The following is a 14,258-nucleotide window of genomic DNA, read 5'->3' on the forward strand; positions in this document are numbered from 1 at the left end:
AACGGCTCGATCCACTTCGCATCATCCGCTGAGATCACCCCACCCATGCCCAGCCAACGCACCAACCGCCCCACCGGTTACGGGACAACCTCTAGACAGGCCTCGTCCGGGCTCGCCCCCTACTTGACCGCGTGGTGACGGCATGCTGCCCGCGGCGTCGCCGAGCTGCACGAAGGGCTACGGAAGGGCTCGGCCCCCCATTCCCCGACGACTTCACCGCCCGGTGATCATCGTCAAGACATTCGCCGACGAGGAAGAAGCCGTACGGCGAGTCAACGACGTACCTCTCGGCCCTCTCGGCCTGTCGGCATCGGTGTGGACCGAGGACGCGCGCCGCAGTCACACCGTCGCCGCCCGACTCGGCTTCGGCACCGTCTGGGTCAACTCCCATCTGGTGCTTGCGCCTCGACCACCCGGGGTGCCGGCGACCTGACCCGACCCCTCGCCGGCCGGAGATGCTGGACGCGGCGCGGGCTGTGCCGGGCGATTTGACGGCCGTTCGACGGGGATGCCCGGGCTGCCGCCCTCGCTCAGGCTTCCGGTTCCTCCCGTGTCTCCGGCGGCTCGGTGGGCGTCGGCGCGGGCGGGCGGAAGAGGACGGCCCGGGCCACCGGCGGGGCGAACAGGGCCGATACCGGCGCGGCGAGGACCAGCACGGCGCGGAAGGCGCGCCCCACGACCGGGTCGCCCGGGGCGCGCTCCTGGACGCGGCCCAGGTACCAGTCGGCGAAGCGGTCCGCGGGCCCGCCGTCGACCGCGTTGCCGACCGCGCCCGGCATCTTGCGGTCCGCCCCGGCGGAGATGTCCCACGCCTGCCGGGACGACGCGAGGAGTTTCCGCTGGACGCGCCGTGTCGTGGGGGTCCGGCGCGGATCGGCCAGCGCGTCGCGCAGGGCGACCGCGTTCATCGCGGCGACGGTCATGCCCTGTCCGTAGATCGGGTTGAAGGTGCACAGTGCGTCGCCGACAGCGAGGAATCCGGCCGGGCGGCGGCCGGGAAGGTCGTAGCGGCGGCGGGCGTTGGCGGTCCGCCGGTAGCCGAACGCCGATGTGAGCGGCTCGGCCTCCTCCAGCCACCGGTGCAGCAGCGGATGCGGCAGCCTCTTGGCGTACGTCACGAACTCGTCGTCGCCCCTGGGCGGTTCGTCGCCACGCAGGCCCGAGACGATGACCAGATGGCTGCCGTCCTCCAACGGCAGCGCACCGCCGGCGTGGACCTGTTCGGGGTTCGGGTAGACGTAGTACCCGGCGGTGTCACCGTCGAGGACACCGCTCCTGCCGCGGTAGACGCGTGACGCGTACGCGAGCCCGGTGTCGATGGTCTCCTCGTGCGGGGCCTCGGCCCCGATCTCCGTGAGCCACTCCGGGGCCTTCGAGCCGCTGCCGGAGGCGTCGACGACCAGGTCGGCCTCCACGGCCCGCTGCTCTGCGCGGGCGTCGCCGGAGCGGTCCCGCAGGCGCACGCCTCGCACGCGCGAGGCGTCGCCGAGGAGTCCGACGACGTCGGTCCCCTCCACGGTGCTGATCACAGGGTTGGCGAGAACTCGCCGCCGCACCAGATCCTCGAGCTGCGCGCGGGAACCGGTGTAGATGTGCGTCGAGGCGGGCGTCCTGCGGAACCAACGGCCCTTCTGCCACAGAACCAGGTCCGACGGCATGCCCACCCGGGGCGCACCTGCCGCCCCGAGCTCCGCCACGAAGCCCGGCAGCAGCGACTCCAGGGCCACCTGCCCGCCCTCCAGCAGCACATGCGGATGCCGACCCTGCGGTACACCGGACCTGGGCTCGGCCCCGTCCGGGAACCGGTCGCGCTCCACGACGGTCACCCGGTCGGCGTGCCCGGCGAGTGCGTGCGCGGCGAGCAGCCCCGCGAGGCTCCCGCCCACGACGACCGCATGCCGTCCGCCTCGACGACCGTCCACGCCCCGACCGCCCGTCTCCACAGCAGAGTTCACCGACCACTCCCCCTTTGATCGCCACGTCGCGAGAAGGCACCAGTATCCAGCCGCGCACGCCAGGTTGACCGCTTTCCAGCCCCTTTGCGCCTCCTGACCGCAGGGTGGGCGCAACAGGTTCTCCGCGGCCTCCGTGCAGGCGGCCGGCTCGCTCGAACGGCCGCACCGACACCCCTTCCACAGGGCCAGCACTCCACGGGCCGGTTCCGGGCCTGCCCTCCGCCCCTCCCGAAAACTCAGCCCTCCGCGCCGGCGGCTCTCCGATCTTGTGCGCCGGAGCACCTCAGCGCGAGGGCCGCGATGTCGTCGCCGAGCCTTCCGCCGCAGTGCTGGAGCAGATCCCGGTGCAGTTGATCGAGCAGCTCGCGCGGCTGCTCCTGGCCCTGCCGGCCCATCCAGTCCGACAGCGGGAAGAACTGGCCGGCGTGGTCCCGGGCCTCCGATACGCCGTCCGTGTAGAGCAGCAGCTGGTCACCCGGGGCGAAGTCGACCATGTCGACCCAGTAGCGGTCACCGATGAGCGCCGCGAGGTTGAGGGGCGGGGAGGGGACGGTGGGCTCCAGGACGCGGACCTTTCCGTAACGCGCGATCAGCGGCGGGGGATGCCCGCAGTTGAGCAGTCGCAGATGGCCGCCGCCGTGCGAGATCTCGGCGAGGAGAGCGGTGGCGAAGTGCTCGGGCTGGTCGTGGACGGGAAACGCGTCGCTGTGGCGCGTGACGGTGGTCTCCAGCCGGTGGACGATGCCCTGCAGGTCCGGCTCGTCGTACGCGGCCTCCCTGAAGCAGCTGATCACCGCCGAGGCCGCCCCCACTGCGGACAGACCCTTGCCCCGCACGTCACCTATGAGCAGCCGGACCCCGTGCGGTGTACCGATCGCCTCGAAGAAGTCGCCCCCGATCCGGGCCTGCTCCTGGGCCGCCAGATAGAGCGACTCGATCTCGACGTCCTCGATGCGGCTCGGCAGCGGGCGCAGCAGCACCGTCTGGGCCGCGTCGGCGACGAGCCGGACCTGGAAGAGGGTTTCCTCTCGCTGAAGTCGGACATGGCTCCCGTATGCGGCCGCCAAGGTGACCGCGACGATCGCGGCCGCCGTGTACTGCGTCCCCAGATCGGTGTAGAAGAAGCTGAGGACGATCATGAGCACCAGGCAGAACGACCCCAGGAGCATCGTGGGGACCACGGGCCACATCGCGGCGGCAAGGGCGGGTGCGGCGGGCAGCAGGCGGCTGACGGCGATCTCCCTGGGTGTGGAGAACGCCAGAGCGGCGATGAGGACGGTCAGGACCACGGGTGACAACCGGGCAGCTTCCCATCGGCCGCTGTAGGCGGGGCGACGGCGCCACAGCCGTGCAGACATGATCACAAAAAGCATCATATCGGCCTAAATGGGCATCCAGCACGGAAAGATCAAGCGCCGCACAGCGAGAATCCGCGGCCGGCAGTCACGCCGAGAGGGCCGAGGCCATGCGACGCATGGCCGCACAGACGCCCCAGGCCGGCCGAGCAAGGATCGGATCAGCCCTGGCCAGTCGGGATCACCGGTGTTAAAAAGGTCGCATGGCGAGTCGCTTCGCCCGCTTTCCACACCTGTCCGTCAAACGCGTGATCGGCAAGGGCACGCGGAGCGTAGCCGGGCAGGTGTTGATTTTCCAGGTGGCCCTGGTGGTGCTCCTCGTGGCCTGCGGCGTCTTCGCTCTCATCCTGCAGTCGGAGCGGGACACCAGTGCCGAGGCCAGGCGGCGCTCCACGGCGGTGGCACAGACCTTCGCGCACTCACCCGGCGTCCACGCGGCCTTGCGGACCCCGGATCCGAGCAAGATTCTCCAGCCGCTCACCGAGGCGGCCCGCCGCGCCGCCGGCGTCGACTTCATCGTGGTCATGAACACCGAGGGCATCCGGTACACGCACCCCTTGCCGGACCGCATCGGAAAGCGGTTCGTGGGCGAGATCGGGCCGTCACTGGCGGGGAAGGTCTACGTGGAGAGCGTCGACGGCCCGCTCGGCCGCGAGGTGCAGGCCACGGTCCCGATCAAGAACGCCGACCGCGAGGTGGTGGCCCTCGTCTCGGCCGGGATGAAGGTCAAGAGCGTCCAGAGTCAGTTGACCCGGCAACTACCGATCATCATCGGCGCCGGGGCGGGGGCGCTGGTGTTGTCGACCGGTGTGACGGCCCTGGTGGGCAGGCGGCTGCGACGGCAGACGCACAGTCTTGCCCCGGCCGAGATGACCCTGATGTACGAGCACCACGACACGGTGCTCCACTCCGTCCGGGAAGGCGTGCTGATCGTGGCCGACGACGGGCGGCTGATGCTGGCGAACGACGAGGCCAGACGACTGCTGGAGCTGCCCCCGGACGTCGAGGGCCGGCTCGTCTCGGACCTGCCGGGCCTCGATCCCGAGACGAAGGCGATGCTCTCCTCCGGGCGCGAGACCACCGACGAGGTACACCTCGCGGGTGAGCGGCTGCTGGCGGTCAACCAACGACCCACGGATCGCAAGGGAGGCCCCAAGGGAACGGTGGTCACGCTGCGCGACACCACCGAGCTGCAGGCGGTGACCGGCAGGGCGGAGGTCGCACGGGAGCGGCTCAGGCTGCTGTACGACGCCGGACTCCAGATCGGCACCACCCTGGACGTGTTGCGCACCGCCCAGGAGTTGGCGCGGGTCCCCATTCCTCGCTTCGCGGACTTCGTCACCGTGGACCTGGCGGACGCCGTTCTGCACGGCGATGAGCCGGCCCCCACGGGGACGGACATGCGACGCGCGGCCGTGTCCGGCATCGTGGACGACCATCCGCTCACCGAACAGGGCCGGCTTTTCGACTACCTTCCCTCCACGCCCCAGGCGCGCGGCTACGGCAGCGGCCGCTCCCAGTTGGTGAGCGATCTGCCGACCGCGACGGGCTGGCGCGTGCAGGACCCCGATCGCGCCAAGGCGATCATCGACTACGGCATCCATTCCCTCATCACCGCCCCCATCCAGGCCCGTGGCGTCGTACTGGGCATGGCCACCTTCTGGCGCGCGCGACAGCACGAGCGCTTCAACGAGGAGGACGTCTCACTGGCGGAGGAGCTGGTGGCCCGTGCCGCCACGAGCATCGACAACGCCCGCCGCTACACCCGCGAGCACACCCTGGCAGTCACCCTCCAGCGCAGCCTGCTGCCGCAGGCCATGCCCGAGCAGAACGCCCTCGACATCGCCTACCGCTACCTCCCCGCCCAGTCGGGCGTGGGCGGTGACTGGTTCGACGTGATTCCCCTGCCCGGGAGCCGGGTGGCACTGGCCGTCGGCGATGTGGTCGGCCACGGCCTGCACGCGGCCGCCACGATGGGACGGCTGCGGACCGCGGTGCACAACTTCTCCTCCCTCGATCTGCCACCCGACGAGCTGCTGAGCCATCTGGACGACCTGGTCGGGAACATGGACCAGAACGAGGCGGCCGAGAGTGCCGCGGGAGTCGTGGGCGCCACCTGCCTTTACGGGATCTACGACCCGGTGACGCGCCGCTACGTCGTGGCGCGTGCGGGGCATCTGTCGCCCGCGCTGGTCCACCCCGACGGAACCGTCACCTTCCCGGACGTGCCGGCCGGTCCGCCCCTGGGCCTCGGCGGCATGCCGTTCCAGACCGCGGAGCTGTGCCTCGCGGAGGGAACCCAGCTCGTCCTGTACACGGACGGCCTCATCGAGGACCGCGCCCGCGATCTGGACGTGGGAATGGAACTGCTGCGCGACGCGCTGACGGGCCACCCCGGCAGGCCGCCCGAGGAGACCTGCCAGGACGTGCTGGACAGCCTGCTCCCCGAGCGTCCCAAGGACGACGTCGCCCTGCTCGTCGCCCGCACACGGGAACTGCCGCCCGACCGGATCGCCGACTGGGACGTACCGCCGGACCCGGCGGCCGTCGCGGGTATGCGCGGCGCCGTGTCCGAAAGGCTCGAGGCGTGGGACCTGTCGGAGCTCGGCTTCACCATGGAGCTCATCCTGAGCGAGCTCGTCACCAACGCCATCCGCTACAGCAGCGGACCCATCCACGTGCGGCTGATCCGCGACCGCAGCCTGATCTGCGAGGTGGCCGACGGCAGCAGCACGTCACCGCATCTGCGCTACGCCGCGACGACGGACGAGGGCGGCCGGGGCCTGTTCCTCGTGTCCCAGATGGCTGAGCGCTGGGGCACCCGGTACACCCCGCAGGGCAAGGTGATCTGGGCCGAACAGGCCCTGCCGGAGACGGGAAGCGGCGGCGATCAGCCGGCTCAGACGGTGTGATCGGGGCGGTGGAGCAGCGGGCGCAGGGTCTCGATGACGCTCGGGTCGTCCACCGTGGACGGGATGGGCTCGTCGAGGCCGTCGGCGATACCGCGCATCGTCTTGCGCAGGATCTTCCCCGAGCGCGTCTTGGGCAGGGCGGCCACGACGGCGACCTCCTTGAGGGAGGCGACGGCGCCGATGCGCTCGCGTACGAGCTGGACCAGTTCGCTCTCCACCTCCGCCGGGTCGCGGGCGGTGCCCGCCTTCAGCACGACGAAGCCGCGTGGGACCTGCCCCTTGAGGGGGTCCGCGACCCCGATCACGGCGCACTCCGCGACATCGGGGTGAGCGGCCAGGGCCTCTTCCATGCTGCCGGTGGACAGCCGGTGTCCGGCCACGTTGATGACGTCGTCGGTGCGGCCCATGACGTACACATAGCCGTCCTCGTCCAGGTGCCCGCTGTCGCCGGTGAGGTAGTAGCCGTCGTAGGCGGAGAGGTAGGAGGCGACGAAGCGGGCGTCGTCGTTCCAGAGAGTGGGCAGCGAACCGGGAGGCAGAGGGAGTTTCACGACGATCGCGCCGTCCACGCCCGCCGGCACCGGCTGCCCCGAGGGGTCGAGGACGCGGACGTCCCAGCCCGGCAGCGGAAGGGTGGGCGAGCCGGGTTTGAGGGGGGCGGCCTCGATGCCGACCGGGTTGGCGACGATCGGCCAGCCGGTCTCCGTCTGCCACCAGTGGTCGATCACCGGAATGTCCAGGAGGGCGCCCGCCCAGTGGTAGGTCTCGGGGTCGAGGCGCTCACCGGCGAGGAAGAGATAGCGCAGGCGGGAGAGGTCGTAGTCGGCGGTGAGGGCGCCCTTCGGGTCCTCCTTCCTGATGGCGCGGAAGGCGGTGGGCGCCGTGAACATGGTCTTGACGCCGTGCTCGGCGGCGACCCGCCAGAACTGGCCCGCGTCCGGGGTGCCGACCGGCTTGCCCTCGTACAGCACGGTCGTGGCGCCGGCCAGCAGCGGACCGTAGACGATGTACGAGTGCCCGACGACCCAGCCGACGTCGGACCCGGTGAACATCGTCTCGCCCGGGCCGATGTCGTACACGGCGCCCATCGACCAGTGGAGAGCCACGGCGCAACCGCCGCAGTCGCGGACGACTCCCTTGGGTTTTCCGGTAGTTCCGGACGTGTAGAGGATGTAGAGGGGGTCGGTCGCGGCCACGGGAACGCAGGCGGCCGGCGGTGCGTCGGCGACCAGGCCGGCCCAGTCGAGGTCGTCCGGCCCCAACTCGGCCCGCGCTTGCGGACGTTGCAGGATGATCCGCTTGTGCGGCTTGTGCCCGGCGAGTTCGATCGCACGGTCCAGCAGCGGCTTGTACGGCAGGACGCGCTTGCCCTCGATGCCGCAGGAGGCGGAGACGATCACCTTGGGGGTGGCGTCGTCGATACGCACCGCGAGTTCGGGTGGGGCGAACCCGCCGAAGACGACCGAGTGGACGGCGCCGATGCGTGCGCAGGCCAGCATCGCGATGGCGGCCTCGGGCACCATCGGCATGTAGATGACCACCCGGTCGCCGTGCCCCACCCCGAGCCCGGCGAGAGCCCCGGCGAAGGCCGCCACCTCGTCCCGCAGCCGGGCGTAGGTATAGGTGCGGCGGGTGCCGGTCACCGGGGAGTCGTAGATGAGCGCGGCCTGTTCGCCCCGGCCGGCTTCGACATGCCGGTCCACCGCGTTGAAGCAGACGTTGAGCCGGCCGTCCGGGAACCAGCGGTGGAAGGGAGCGCCCGAGGAATCAAGGGCACGGGACGGCGTCACGTCCCAGTCGACGCCTTCCGCCGCCCGCAGCCAGAAGCTCTCCGGGTCTTCGAGGCTGGCCCGGAAGACGTCCTCGTACATTCCCATCGCGCTCTCCTTGACCAGAGTCGTGGTGCCTGCCTGCTCCCACGTCACAGTTGACCATGCGGCCGGCGCAGCCGTGTTCGGCCTGGTCCGACGCCGGTCAGCCGATCGCGAGCAGTTCCAGCGTGTCGATCACGCGGTGGAGGAGCCCCGCTCGTTGTCGTACCAGGCAATCACCTCGGTGTGGCGGCCGTCGACACGCCGCGCGCGTCGTGAACTCCTGTGCCGGGATGCCGACATCCAGCGGTTCGGCACCTTCGAGCACGAGGACGGGGGTACGAGCGGCCGGGGGCGCCGCGATCATCCGCACCTGCTCCCTCTTGTCTCGAACGGCACACCACCCGTACGCTCACTCTCCATACCGACCAGCTGGTATGCCATGTGGGAGCGCCGAAGGAGCCGCCGGAGATGAGCAGGATCAACCGCCAGGTGCGCCTGGCCGCACGTCCCGTGGGAGCGCCGCAGCCCACCGACTGGCACCACGTCGAGGAGCCGGCCGGGGAGCCGGGCGACGGGGAATTCCTGGTGCAGGTGCTCTGTCTGTCGATCGACCCCGCGATGCGCGGCTGGATGAACGCGGGCCGGTCCTACATCCGCCCGGTGGAGATCGGCGAGGTGATGCGGGCCGGCGCGGTGGGCAGGGTGATCGCCTCCCGGCACTCCGGCTTCGCGGTCGGCGACCATGTGTCGGGCTCGTTCGGCGTGCAGGAGTACTGCGTGTCGGACGGACGCGACGTGACCAAGGTCGACCCGGCGGCGGCCCCCTTGCCGACGTATCTCGGTACGCTCGGCATGTCGGGCCTGACGGCCTACTTCGGCCTCATCGAGGTCGGGCGTCCCGAGTCCGGGCAGACCGTCGTGGTGTCCGGAGCGGCCGGGGCCGTCGGCAGCGTCGTCGGGCAGATCGCCAAGATCCTGGGCTGCCGGGTCATCGGGATCGCCGGCGGCGAGGCCAAGTGCAAGCTGGTGGTCGACGAGTTCGGATTCGACGCCGCGATCGACTACCAGAACGAGGACGTCCGCAAGGCGCTGCGCGAGCACGCCCCCGACGGTGTCGACGTCTACTTCGACAACGTCGGCGGCGACGTTCTGGACGCCGTGCTGCTGCGGCTGGCGCGCGGTGCCCGCATCGTCGTCTGCGGCGCGATCTCCCAGTACAACAGCACCAAGCCGCAAGGCCCGGCCAACTACCTGTCGCTGCTGGTGAACCGCGCCTCCATGACGGGCATCGTGGTCTTCGACTATGCCGACCGGTACGCCGAGGGCATCGCGCAGATGGCCGCGTGGCGGGCGGAGGGCCGGCTGAAGTCCCTGGAGGACGTGGTGTCCGGCTCGGTCGCGGAGTTCCCCGACACCCTGATGCGACTCTTCCGTGGTGACAACCACGGCAAGCTCGTGCTGAAGATCGCGGACTGACCGGGCCGAGGGGAGGGCGAAATCCGATGAAGGCACTGACCTACCACGGCCGTCACGACATCCGCTACGGCGATGTCCCCGACCCGGCCGTCACCAGCCCCACCCACGCGGTGGTGCAGGTGACCGCGGCCGGCATCTGCGGCAGCGACCTGCACATCTACGGCGGCAATCCGTTCAGCCCGGAGCTGGGCTACACACCGGGACACGAATGCGTCGGCGTGGTCGTCGAGACCGGGGGGCAGGTCACCCGCTTCAAGCCCGGCGACCGGGTTCTGGTGCCGGCCTCGGTCGGCTGTGCGCACTGCGGGTCGTGTGCGGCCGGGTTCACCGCCCGGTGCGAGCGCGCCAAGTCGAGCATGGAGCTCTGCTACGGCGTGAGCCCGCAGCTCCCGGGCAGCCAGGCCCAGGCTCTGGCGGTGCCGTACGCCGACGTCAATCTGGTGCGGCTGCCCGAGGGCATCTCCGACGAGGCCGCCCTCGTCCTGACGGACAACGCCCCCACGGCCTGGTACGGCTGCCGCCGCGCCCGTATCCAGCCCGGCGAGACCGTCCTGGTCGTCGGCCTCGGCCCGGTCGGCCTGATGGCGGCCCAGTCCGCCTTCGCGATGGGCGCCGCGCGGGTGCTGGGCACGGACCTGGTCGCGGAGCGCCGCGCCTTCGCCGCCACCCTGGGTGTGGAGCCGGTCGAGGGCGAGGACGGGCGGGCGGCCATACGGGAGTTGACCGGCGGACGCGGGCCGGACGCCGTGGTGGAGGCGGTCGGCTCGGACGCCACCATCGAGCTCGCCCTCAAGGCCGTCCGCCAGGCCGGCCGGGTCAGTGTCATCGGGGTCAGCCAGAACAAGGCGTTCCCCTTCCACATGCAGCTGGCGCAGATCAAGGAGCTGGAGTTCGCCATCGGGCTGTGCTCGGTGCACTACGAACTCCCTCCCCTGATCGCCCTCACCCAGGCCGGCCGGATCAAGCCCGAGGTCGTGGTCTCCCACCACTTCGCTCTCTCCGAAGGCCCGGCGGCGTACGAACTGTTCGCGGGCCGCGCCGACGGCGTCCGCAAGATCCTGCTCGACCCCACCCGCTGACGCACCTCCCCCGGCCCATGGGCAGGGCTGCGGGCCGCCCTACGGCGTCCGGGCGGTCCGCGGCCGTCCCCGCGCAGCCCTCAGGAGGTGTCGCCGCCCGCGAGATCCGGCGCTCGAAGGCGGCCCGGGCGGCCGGGATGGGGCTTGTCCCCGCTCAGTACGGAGCCGAGCCGTCCGAGCACAAAGCCCAGAGGGCTTCTTCACCGTCAGCCCGAGGCAGCCCTCCTCCGCGAGGATCTCCACCGCCGCGTTCAGGAGCCTTCGCCGAGAGGCCGCTCGCTGCTCATCACGCTCGGCCGTGGGGCGGCCGCCCGCCACGGTTGGTTCGCTCATCGGGGACCAGAAGTATTCCATTGACGGTGCGGTTCCCCGGCCCTGTGGCGCCCGCCCGCCACGGCGTGACCGGCCGACACCTCCGCAGGCCGCGAGCGCCTCAGCCCGTCGTCGCGGCCAACACCCGTGGCGCTCAGGCGGCTTCTTCTCCCCAGGGTCACGACATCCCCATTCGGCCATTCCGTCGTCCGCCGGTGGACGCGGGACAGCCTGAATGGAACGCTCGCTACAGACCGGGCGGTATGGAGGCGCGGCCCCGCGGCCGCGCCGGCGCCGTTGCCCGTACGAGCCGTCGCGCATCGCTCATCAGCACGAAGTCCTCGCAGCAGTCGAGTCCTGCCACGCCCGGATTCCTGACCCGAGAGGGGTTCACCGCATGAAGTGCTTGGCCGTCACGGCCGCAACTGCCGCCGTCCTCCTTGCCACCGGGGCGCTTCCCGTCGCCCATGCCGCCGCTCCCCCGGCCGCCGACCCGGCCGAGTTCACCGTGGACACCACGTCCGACGCGGTCGACGCCGACGGGTCGGACGGCCGGTGCCTCACCGCCTCGGGCGCGTGCAGCCTGCGTGCCGCGGTGATGGCCGCCAACGCCCGGCCGGGCAGTACGATCACGCTGCCTCCCGGCCACTACCGGCTGACGATCCCGCCCGACCCGCGGCTGATCATCGGCGACAATCCCGACCCCACCACGGGCGACCTGAACGTCGCCGCCCCCGTCACGATCAAGGGCGCCGGCGCACGGACCACTGTCATCGACGCCAACCACCTGGACCGGGCCTTCCGCATGCAGGCGGAGTCCCGGCTGTCCGATCTGACGATCACGGGAGGGGTGACCAGGCAACGCGAACTGCCCATCACCGACACCGGCGGTGGGGCGATCGCCAACGGACATCACATGACGCTGCGACGCGTCACCGTGAGCGGGAACTCCGCCGGTTACGGTGGCGGCATCTTCAACGTCCCGGACTCCCACCTCGATCTGATCGACAGCACCGTCAGCGGGAACGTCGCGGGAGAGGCCGGAGGCATCAGGTTCGACAACACCGGCACCGTGACCAACTCGACCATCGCGGACAACCGGGTGACGAACCCCGGCGACCGCCCCGGCAGCCTCGCCGGTTACGGCGGAGGCATCGACATCCGCGGGAGGGGGCCCGTGGACATTCTCAACGCGACCATCACCGGGAACAGTTCCAGCGATGGCGGGGGCGGGATCAACTTCGCCCCGGCCTATCTCGACAGCCTGCCTTCACCGATCCCCGACGTCGTCGAGCTGCCCCTGGGGCGCATGACGCTGCGCAACTCCATCATCGCGGGCAACACCGTCGACGGCGCGCCCGCCGACTGCAAGAAGGCCTTCGCCACCATCGCGTCGCAGGGCAACAACGTCGACGGCGACGGCAGTTGCCGACTCACCGCGGCCGGCGATCTGCCCAGCCGTGCCCCCCTGATCGGACCGCTGGCGAACAACGGTGGCCCCACCGACACCGTCGCACTGCTGCCCGGCAGCCCCGCCCTGGACGCGGCCGACCGCTGTCCGGCCACCGATCAGCGCGGCGTCGTACGACCTCAGGGCGCCGCCTGCGACATCGGCGCCTACGAGCACACCCCCTGACCCCCTCCCCCACCCCGGCACCTGGAGTGATGGATGAGAGCCCCGCGCCTGCGCACCACGCCGGCCCGCGCCACAGCCACCTTCGCGGCCCTGCTCCTCTCACTGATCCTTCCCCCGCCCACGGCCCGCGCCGACTCCGGACCCGCATCCCTGGTCGTGCACACCGACCGGGGCTGGGTCCGGGGCACGGCCGTCCGCGACGACGGCCGGGCCTTCCATGGGATCCCGTTCGCCGCCCCGCCGACCGGTGAGCTGCGCTGGCGTCCGCCGCGACCCGCGGCGCGGTGGTCCGGCGTACGGGACGCCACCGCACCGGCCCACCCCTGCCCCCAGCTACCGCTGACGCTGCTCCCCGACGGCGGGCCCGTCCTGCCCGGTGAGTCCAACCGCACCGGCAGCACGGTGGAGGACTGCCTGTACCTCAATGTCCGGACCCCCGCCCGCACTGGCGGCCGGCCTCTGCCGGTGCTGGTCTGGCTGCACGGCGGAGGCAACACGTACGGCGCGGGCAGCGACTACGACAGCGCCGCGCTGGCCGCGCGGGGTGTGGTCGTCGTGACGGTCAACTACCGCCTCGGAGCACTGGGGTTCATGGCCCACCCCGCCCTGTCGGCCGAGGGCGCCGACCACGCCTCCGGCGACTACGGCCTCATGGACCAGCAGGCCGCACTGCGCTGGGTACGGCGCAACATCGGCGCCTTCGGGGGCGACCGGAACCGGGTGACGCTAGGCGGACAGTCCGCCGGATCGGCGGACACCTGCCTGCACATCGCCTCGCCGACCGCGAAAGGCCTGTTCCACCGGGCGATCCAGCAGAGCGGATCCTGCGCCGCGGACGGCGGTCTGACGCCCCTCACACTCGATGCGGCCGAGCGGAAGGGAAGCGACTTCGCGACCTCGGTCGGCTGCACCGACCCGACGACCGCGGCGGGCTGCCTGCGTGCCGTCCCCACCACCGAGCTCATCCGCGCCACCGGGACAGGGGCCGCCTCCCTGTGGACCCCGAACACCGGTCCTCGTGTCCTCCCCCGCCCTCCGCACACGGCGTGGGCCGAGGGACGAGTGAACGCGGTCCCGACGCTGAGCGGCAACACCCATGACGAATACCGCTACTTCACCGCGCTGTACGTGGATCTGCTCGGCGGCGGCCCCCTGACCCCCGCCTCGTACGCCGCCCTCGTCAGGCTCCAGTACGGCAACCGCGCGGCCGCAGTCCTGGACGCCTACCCCGCCTCGGCATACCCGTCCCCCAACCTGGCCTACTCCGCCGTCGGCACCGATCAGCGGTTCGCCTGCCCGGCGCGGGCCGACAGCCGACTGTATGCCGACCGGGTGCCCGTCTACGCCTATGAGTTCAACGACGCCCAGGCACCGCCGTTCATCCCGGCACCGCACACCCCGCAGGGCGCCTTCCACGCCTCCGAACTGGCCTATCTCTTCCCCATGGACGTGCTGGCGCCCCTGACGCCCGCCCAGCGGCGGTTGTCCGCCACGATGACCGCCTACTGGGCCCGCTTCGCGGCCACCGGCGACCCCAACGCGCCCGGGACTCCGCCCTGGCCGCGCTACACGGCCGTCGGCGACCGCATCCAGGTGCTGGCACCGGACCGGGTCGGACCCACCACCGGCTTCGCAGCCGACCACCACTGCTCGTTCTGGCAACCGGCCCCGGTTGCCCGAGGAGCCGTGCGATGACATCGCCCCTCGGATCCTGCACCT

Annotated in this window: 9 protein-coding genes and 1 pseudogene; 6 read left to right on the forward strand and 4 right to left on the reverse strand. The window is 71.4% G+C overall.

Features of this window, described 5'->3' with window-relative positions; translation table 11 throughout:
- Positions 1–223 precede the first annotated feature (223 nt).
- Positions 224–433 carry an aldehyde dehydrogenase family protein gene (locus tag ACIRD7_RS33200; protein ID WP_403459394.1) on the forward strand — a complete coding sequence of 70 codons (210 nt, stop codon included), beginning with the start codon at positions 224–226 and terminating at the stop codon, positions 431–433.
- A gap of 97 nt (positions 434–530) precedes the next feature.
- Here the strand turns inward: ACIRD7_RS33200 and ACIRD7_RS33205 are convergent, their stop codons facing one another.
- Together ACIRD7_RS33205 and ACIRD7_RS33210 are read right to left on the reverse strand one after the other, a co-directional pair.
- Positions 531–1,886, reverse strand: coding sequence for an NAD(P)/FAD-dependent oxidoreductase (locus ACIRD7_RS33205; protein ID WP_403459708.1), 1,356 nt, complete (start codon positions 1,884–1,886; stop codon positions 531–533).
- 305 nt (positions 1,887–2,191) lie between these two features.
- The gene (locus ACIRD7_RS33210) at positions 2,192–3,313 is read right to left on the reverse strand and encodes a PP2C family protein-serine/threonine phosphatase (RefSeq protein ID WP_403459709.1); all 1,122 of its coding nucleotides are present in this window, start codon (positions 3,311–3,313) and stop codon (positions 2,192–2,194) included.
- 200 nt (positions 3,314–3,513) lie between these two features.
- Here ACIRD7_RS33210 and ACIRD7_RS33215 point away from each other — a divergent pair, with 200 nt between their 5' ends.
- A complete protein-coding gene (locus ACIRD7_RS33215) occupies positions 3,514–6,222 on the forward strand; it encodes a SpoIIE family protein phosphatase (RefSeq protein WP_403459396.1) in 2,709 nt (902 codons plus the stop codon).
- Here ACIRD7_RS33215 and ACIRD7_RS33220 read toward each other — a convergent pair.
- Positions 6,210–8,099: a propionyl-CoA synthetase gene (locus ACIRD7_RS33220; protein ID WP_403459398.1), complete on the reverse strand. Its 1,890-nt coding sequence runs from the start codon at positions 8,097–8,099 to the stop codon at positions 6,210–6,212. The genes ACIRD7_RS33215 and ACIRD7_RS33220 overlap by 13 nt on opposite strands.
- Before the next feature lie 196 nt (positions 8,100–8,295).
- A pseudogene (locus ACIRD7_RS33225) lies at positions 8,296–8,400 on the reverse strand (AraC family transcriptional regulator); the annotation flags it as partial.
- 104 nt (positions 8,401–8,504) lie between these two features.
- Between ACIRD7_RS33225 and ACIRD7_RS33230 the strand changes: the two are divergent.
- The 4 genes from ACIRD7_RS33230 (at position 8,505) to ACIRD7_RS33245 (ending at position 14,234) form a co-directional block, all read left to right on the forward strand.
- Positions 8,505–9,512 (forward strand): NADP-dependent oxidoreductase, encoded by a 1,008-nt coding sequence (locus ACIRD7_RS33230; RefSeq protein ID WP_403459400.1) that lies wholly within the window; start codon positions 8,505–8,507, stop codon positions 9,510–9,512.
- Positions 9,513–9,538: 26 nt separating this feature from the next.
- On the forward strand, positions 9,539–10,591 hold the full coding sequence (locus tag ACIRD7_RS33235) for an alcohol dehydrogenase catalytic domain-containing protein (protein ID WP_403459401.1): 1,053 nt from the start codon (positions 9,539–9,541) through the stop codon (positions 10,589–10,591).
- A 709-nt stretch (positions 10,592–11,300) separates the two neighbouring features.
- Positions 11,301–12,539: a choice-of-anchor Q domain-containing protein gene (locus tag ACIRD7_RS33240; RefSeq protein WP_403459403.1), complete on the forward strand. Its 1,239-nt coding sequence runs from the start codon at positions 11,301–11,303 to the stop codon at positions 12,537–12,539.
- Between the two features lie 33 nt (positions 12,540–12,572).
- A complete protein-coding gene (locus ACIRD7_RS33245) occupies positions 12,573–14,234 on the forward strand; it encodes a carboxylesterase/lipase family protein (protein ID WP_403459404.1) in 1,662 nt (553 codons plus the stop codon).
- The last annotated feature ends 24 nt before the right edge of the window (positions 14,235–14,258 follow it).

The organism is Streptomyces sp. NPDC093568, assembly GCF_044764945.1.
Classification (GTDB): Bacteria; Actinomycetota; Actinomycetes; order Streptomycetales; family Streptomycetaceae; genus Streptomyces.

Bases quoted from the DNA above. Each gene is read 5' to 3' on its own strand.
- ACIRD7_RS33210 (WP_403459709.1), bottom strand. From the start codon at position 3,313: ATGTCTGCACGGCTGTGGCGCCGTCGCCCCGCCTACAGCGGCCGATGG.
- ACIRD7_RS33215 (WP_403459396.1), top strand. From the start codon at position 3,514: ATGGCGAGTCGCTTCGCCCGCTTTCCACACCTGTCCGTCAAACGCGTG.
- ACIRD7_RS33220 (WP_403459398.1), bottom strand. From the start codon at position 8,099: ATGGGAATGTACGAGGACGTCTTCCGGGCCAGCCTCGAAGACCCGGAG.
- ACIRD7_RS33230 (WP_403459400.1), top strand. From the start codon at position 8,505: ATGAGCAGGATCAACCGCCAGGTGCGCCTGGCCGCACGTCCCGTGGGA.
- ACIRD7_RS33235 (WP_403459401.1), top strand. From the start codon at position 9,539: ATGAAGGCACTGACCTACCACGGCCGTCACGACATCCGCTACGGCGAT.
- ACIRD7_RS33240 (WP_403459403.1), top strand. From the start codon at position 11,301: ATGAAGTGCTTGGCCGTCACGGCCGCAACTGCCGCCGTCCTCCTTGCC.
- ACIRD7_RS33245 (WP_403459404.1), top strand. From the start codon at position 12,573: ATGAGAGCCCCGCGCCTGCGCACCACGCCGGCCCGCGCCACAGCCACC.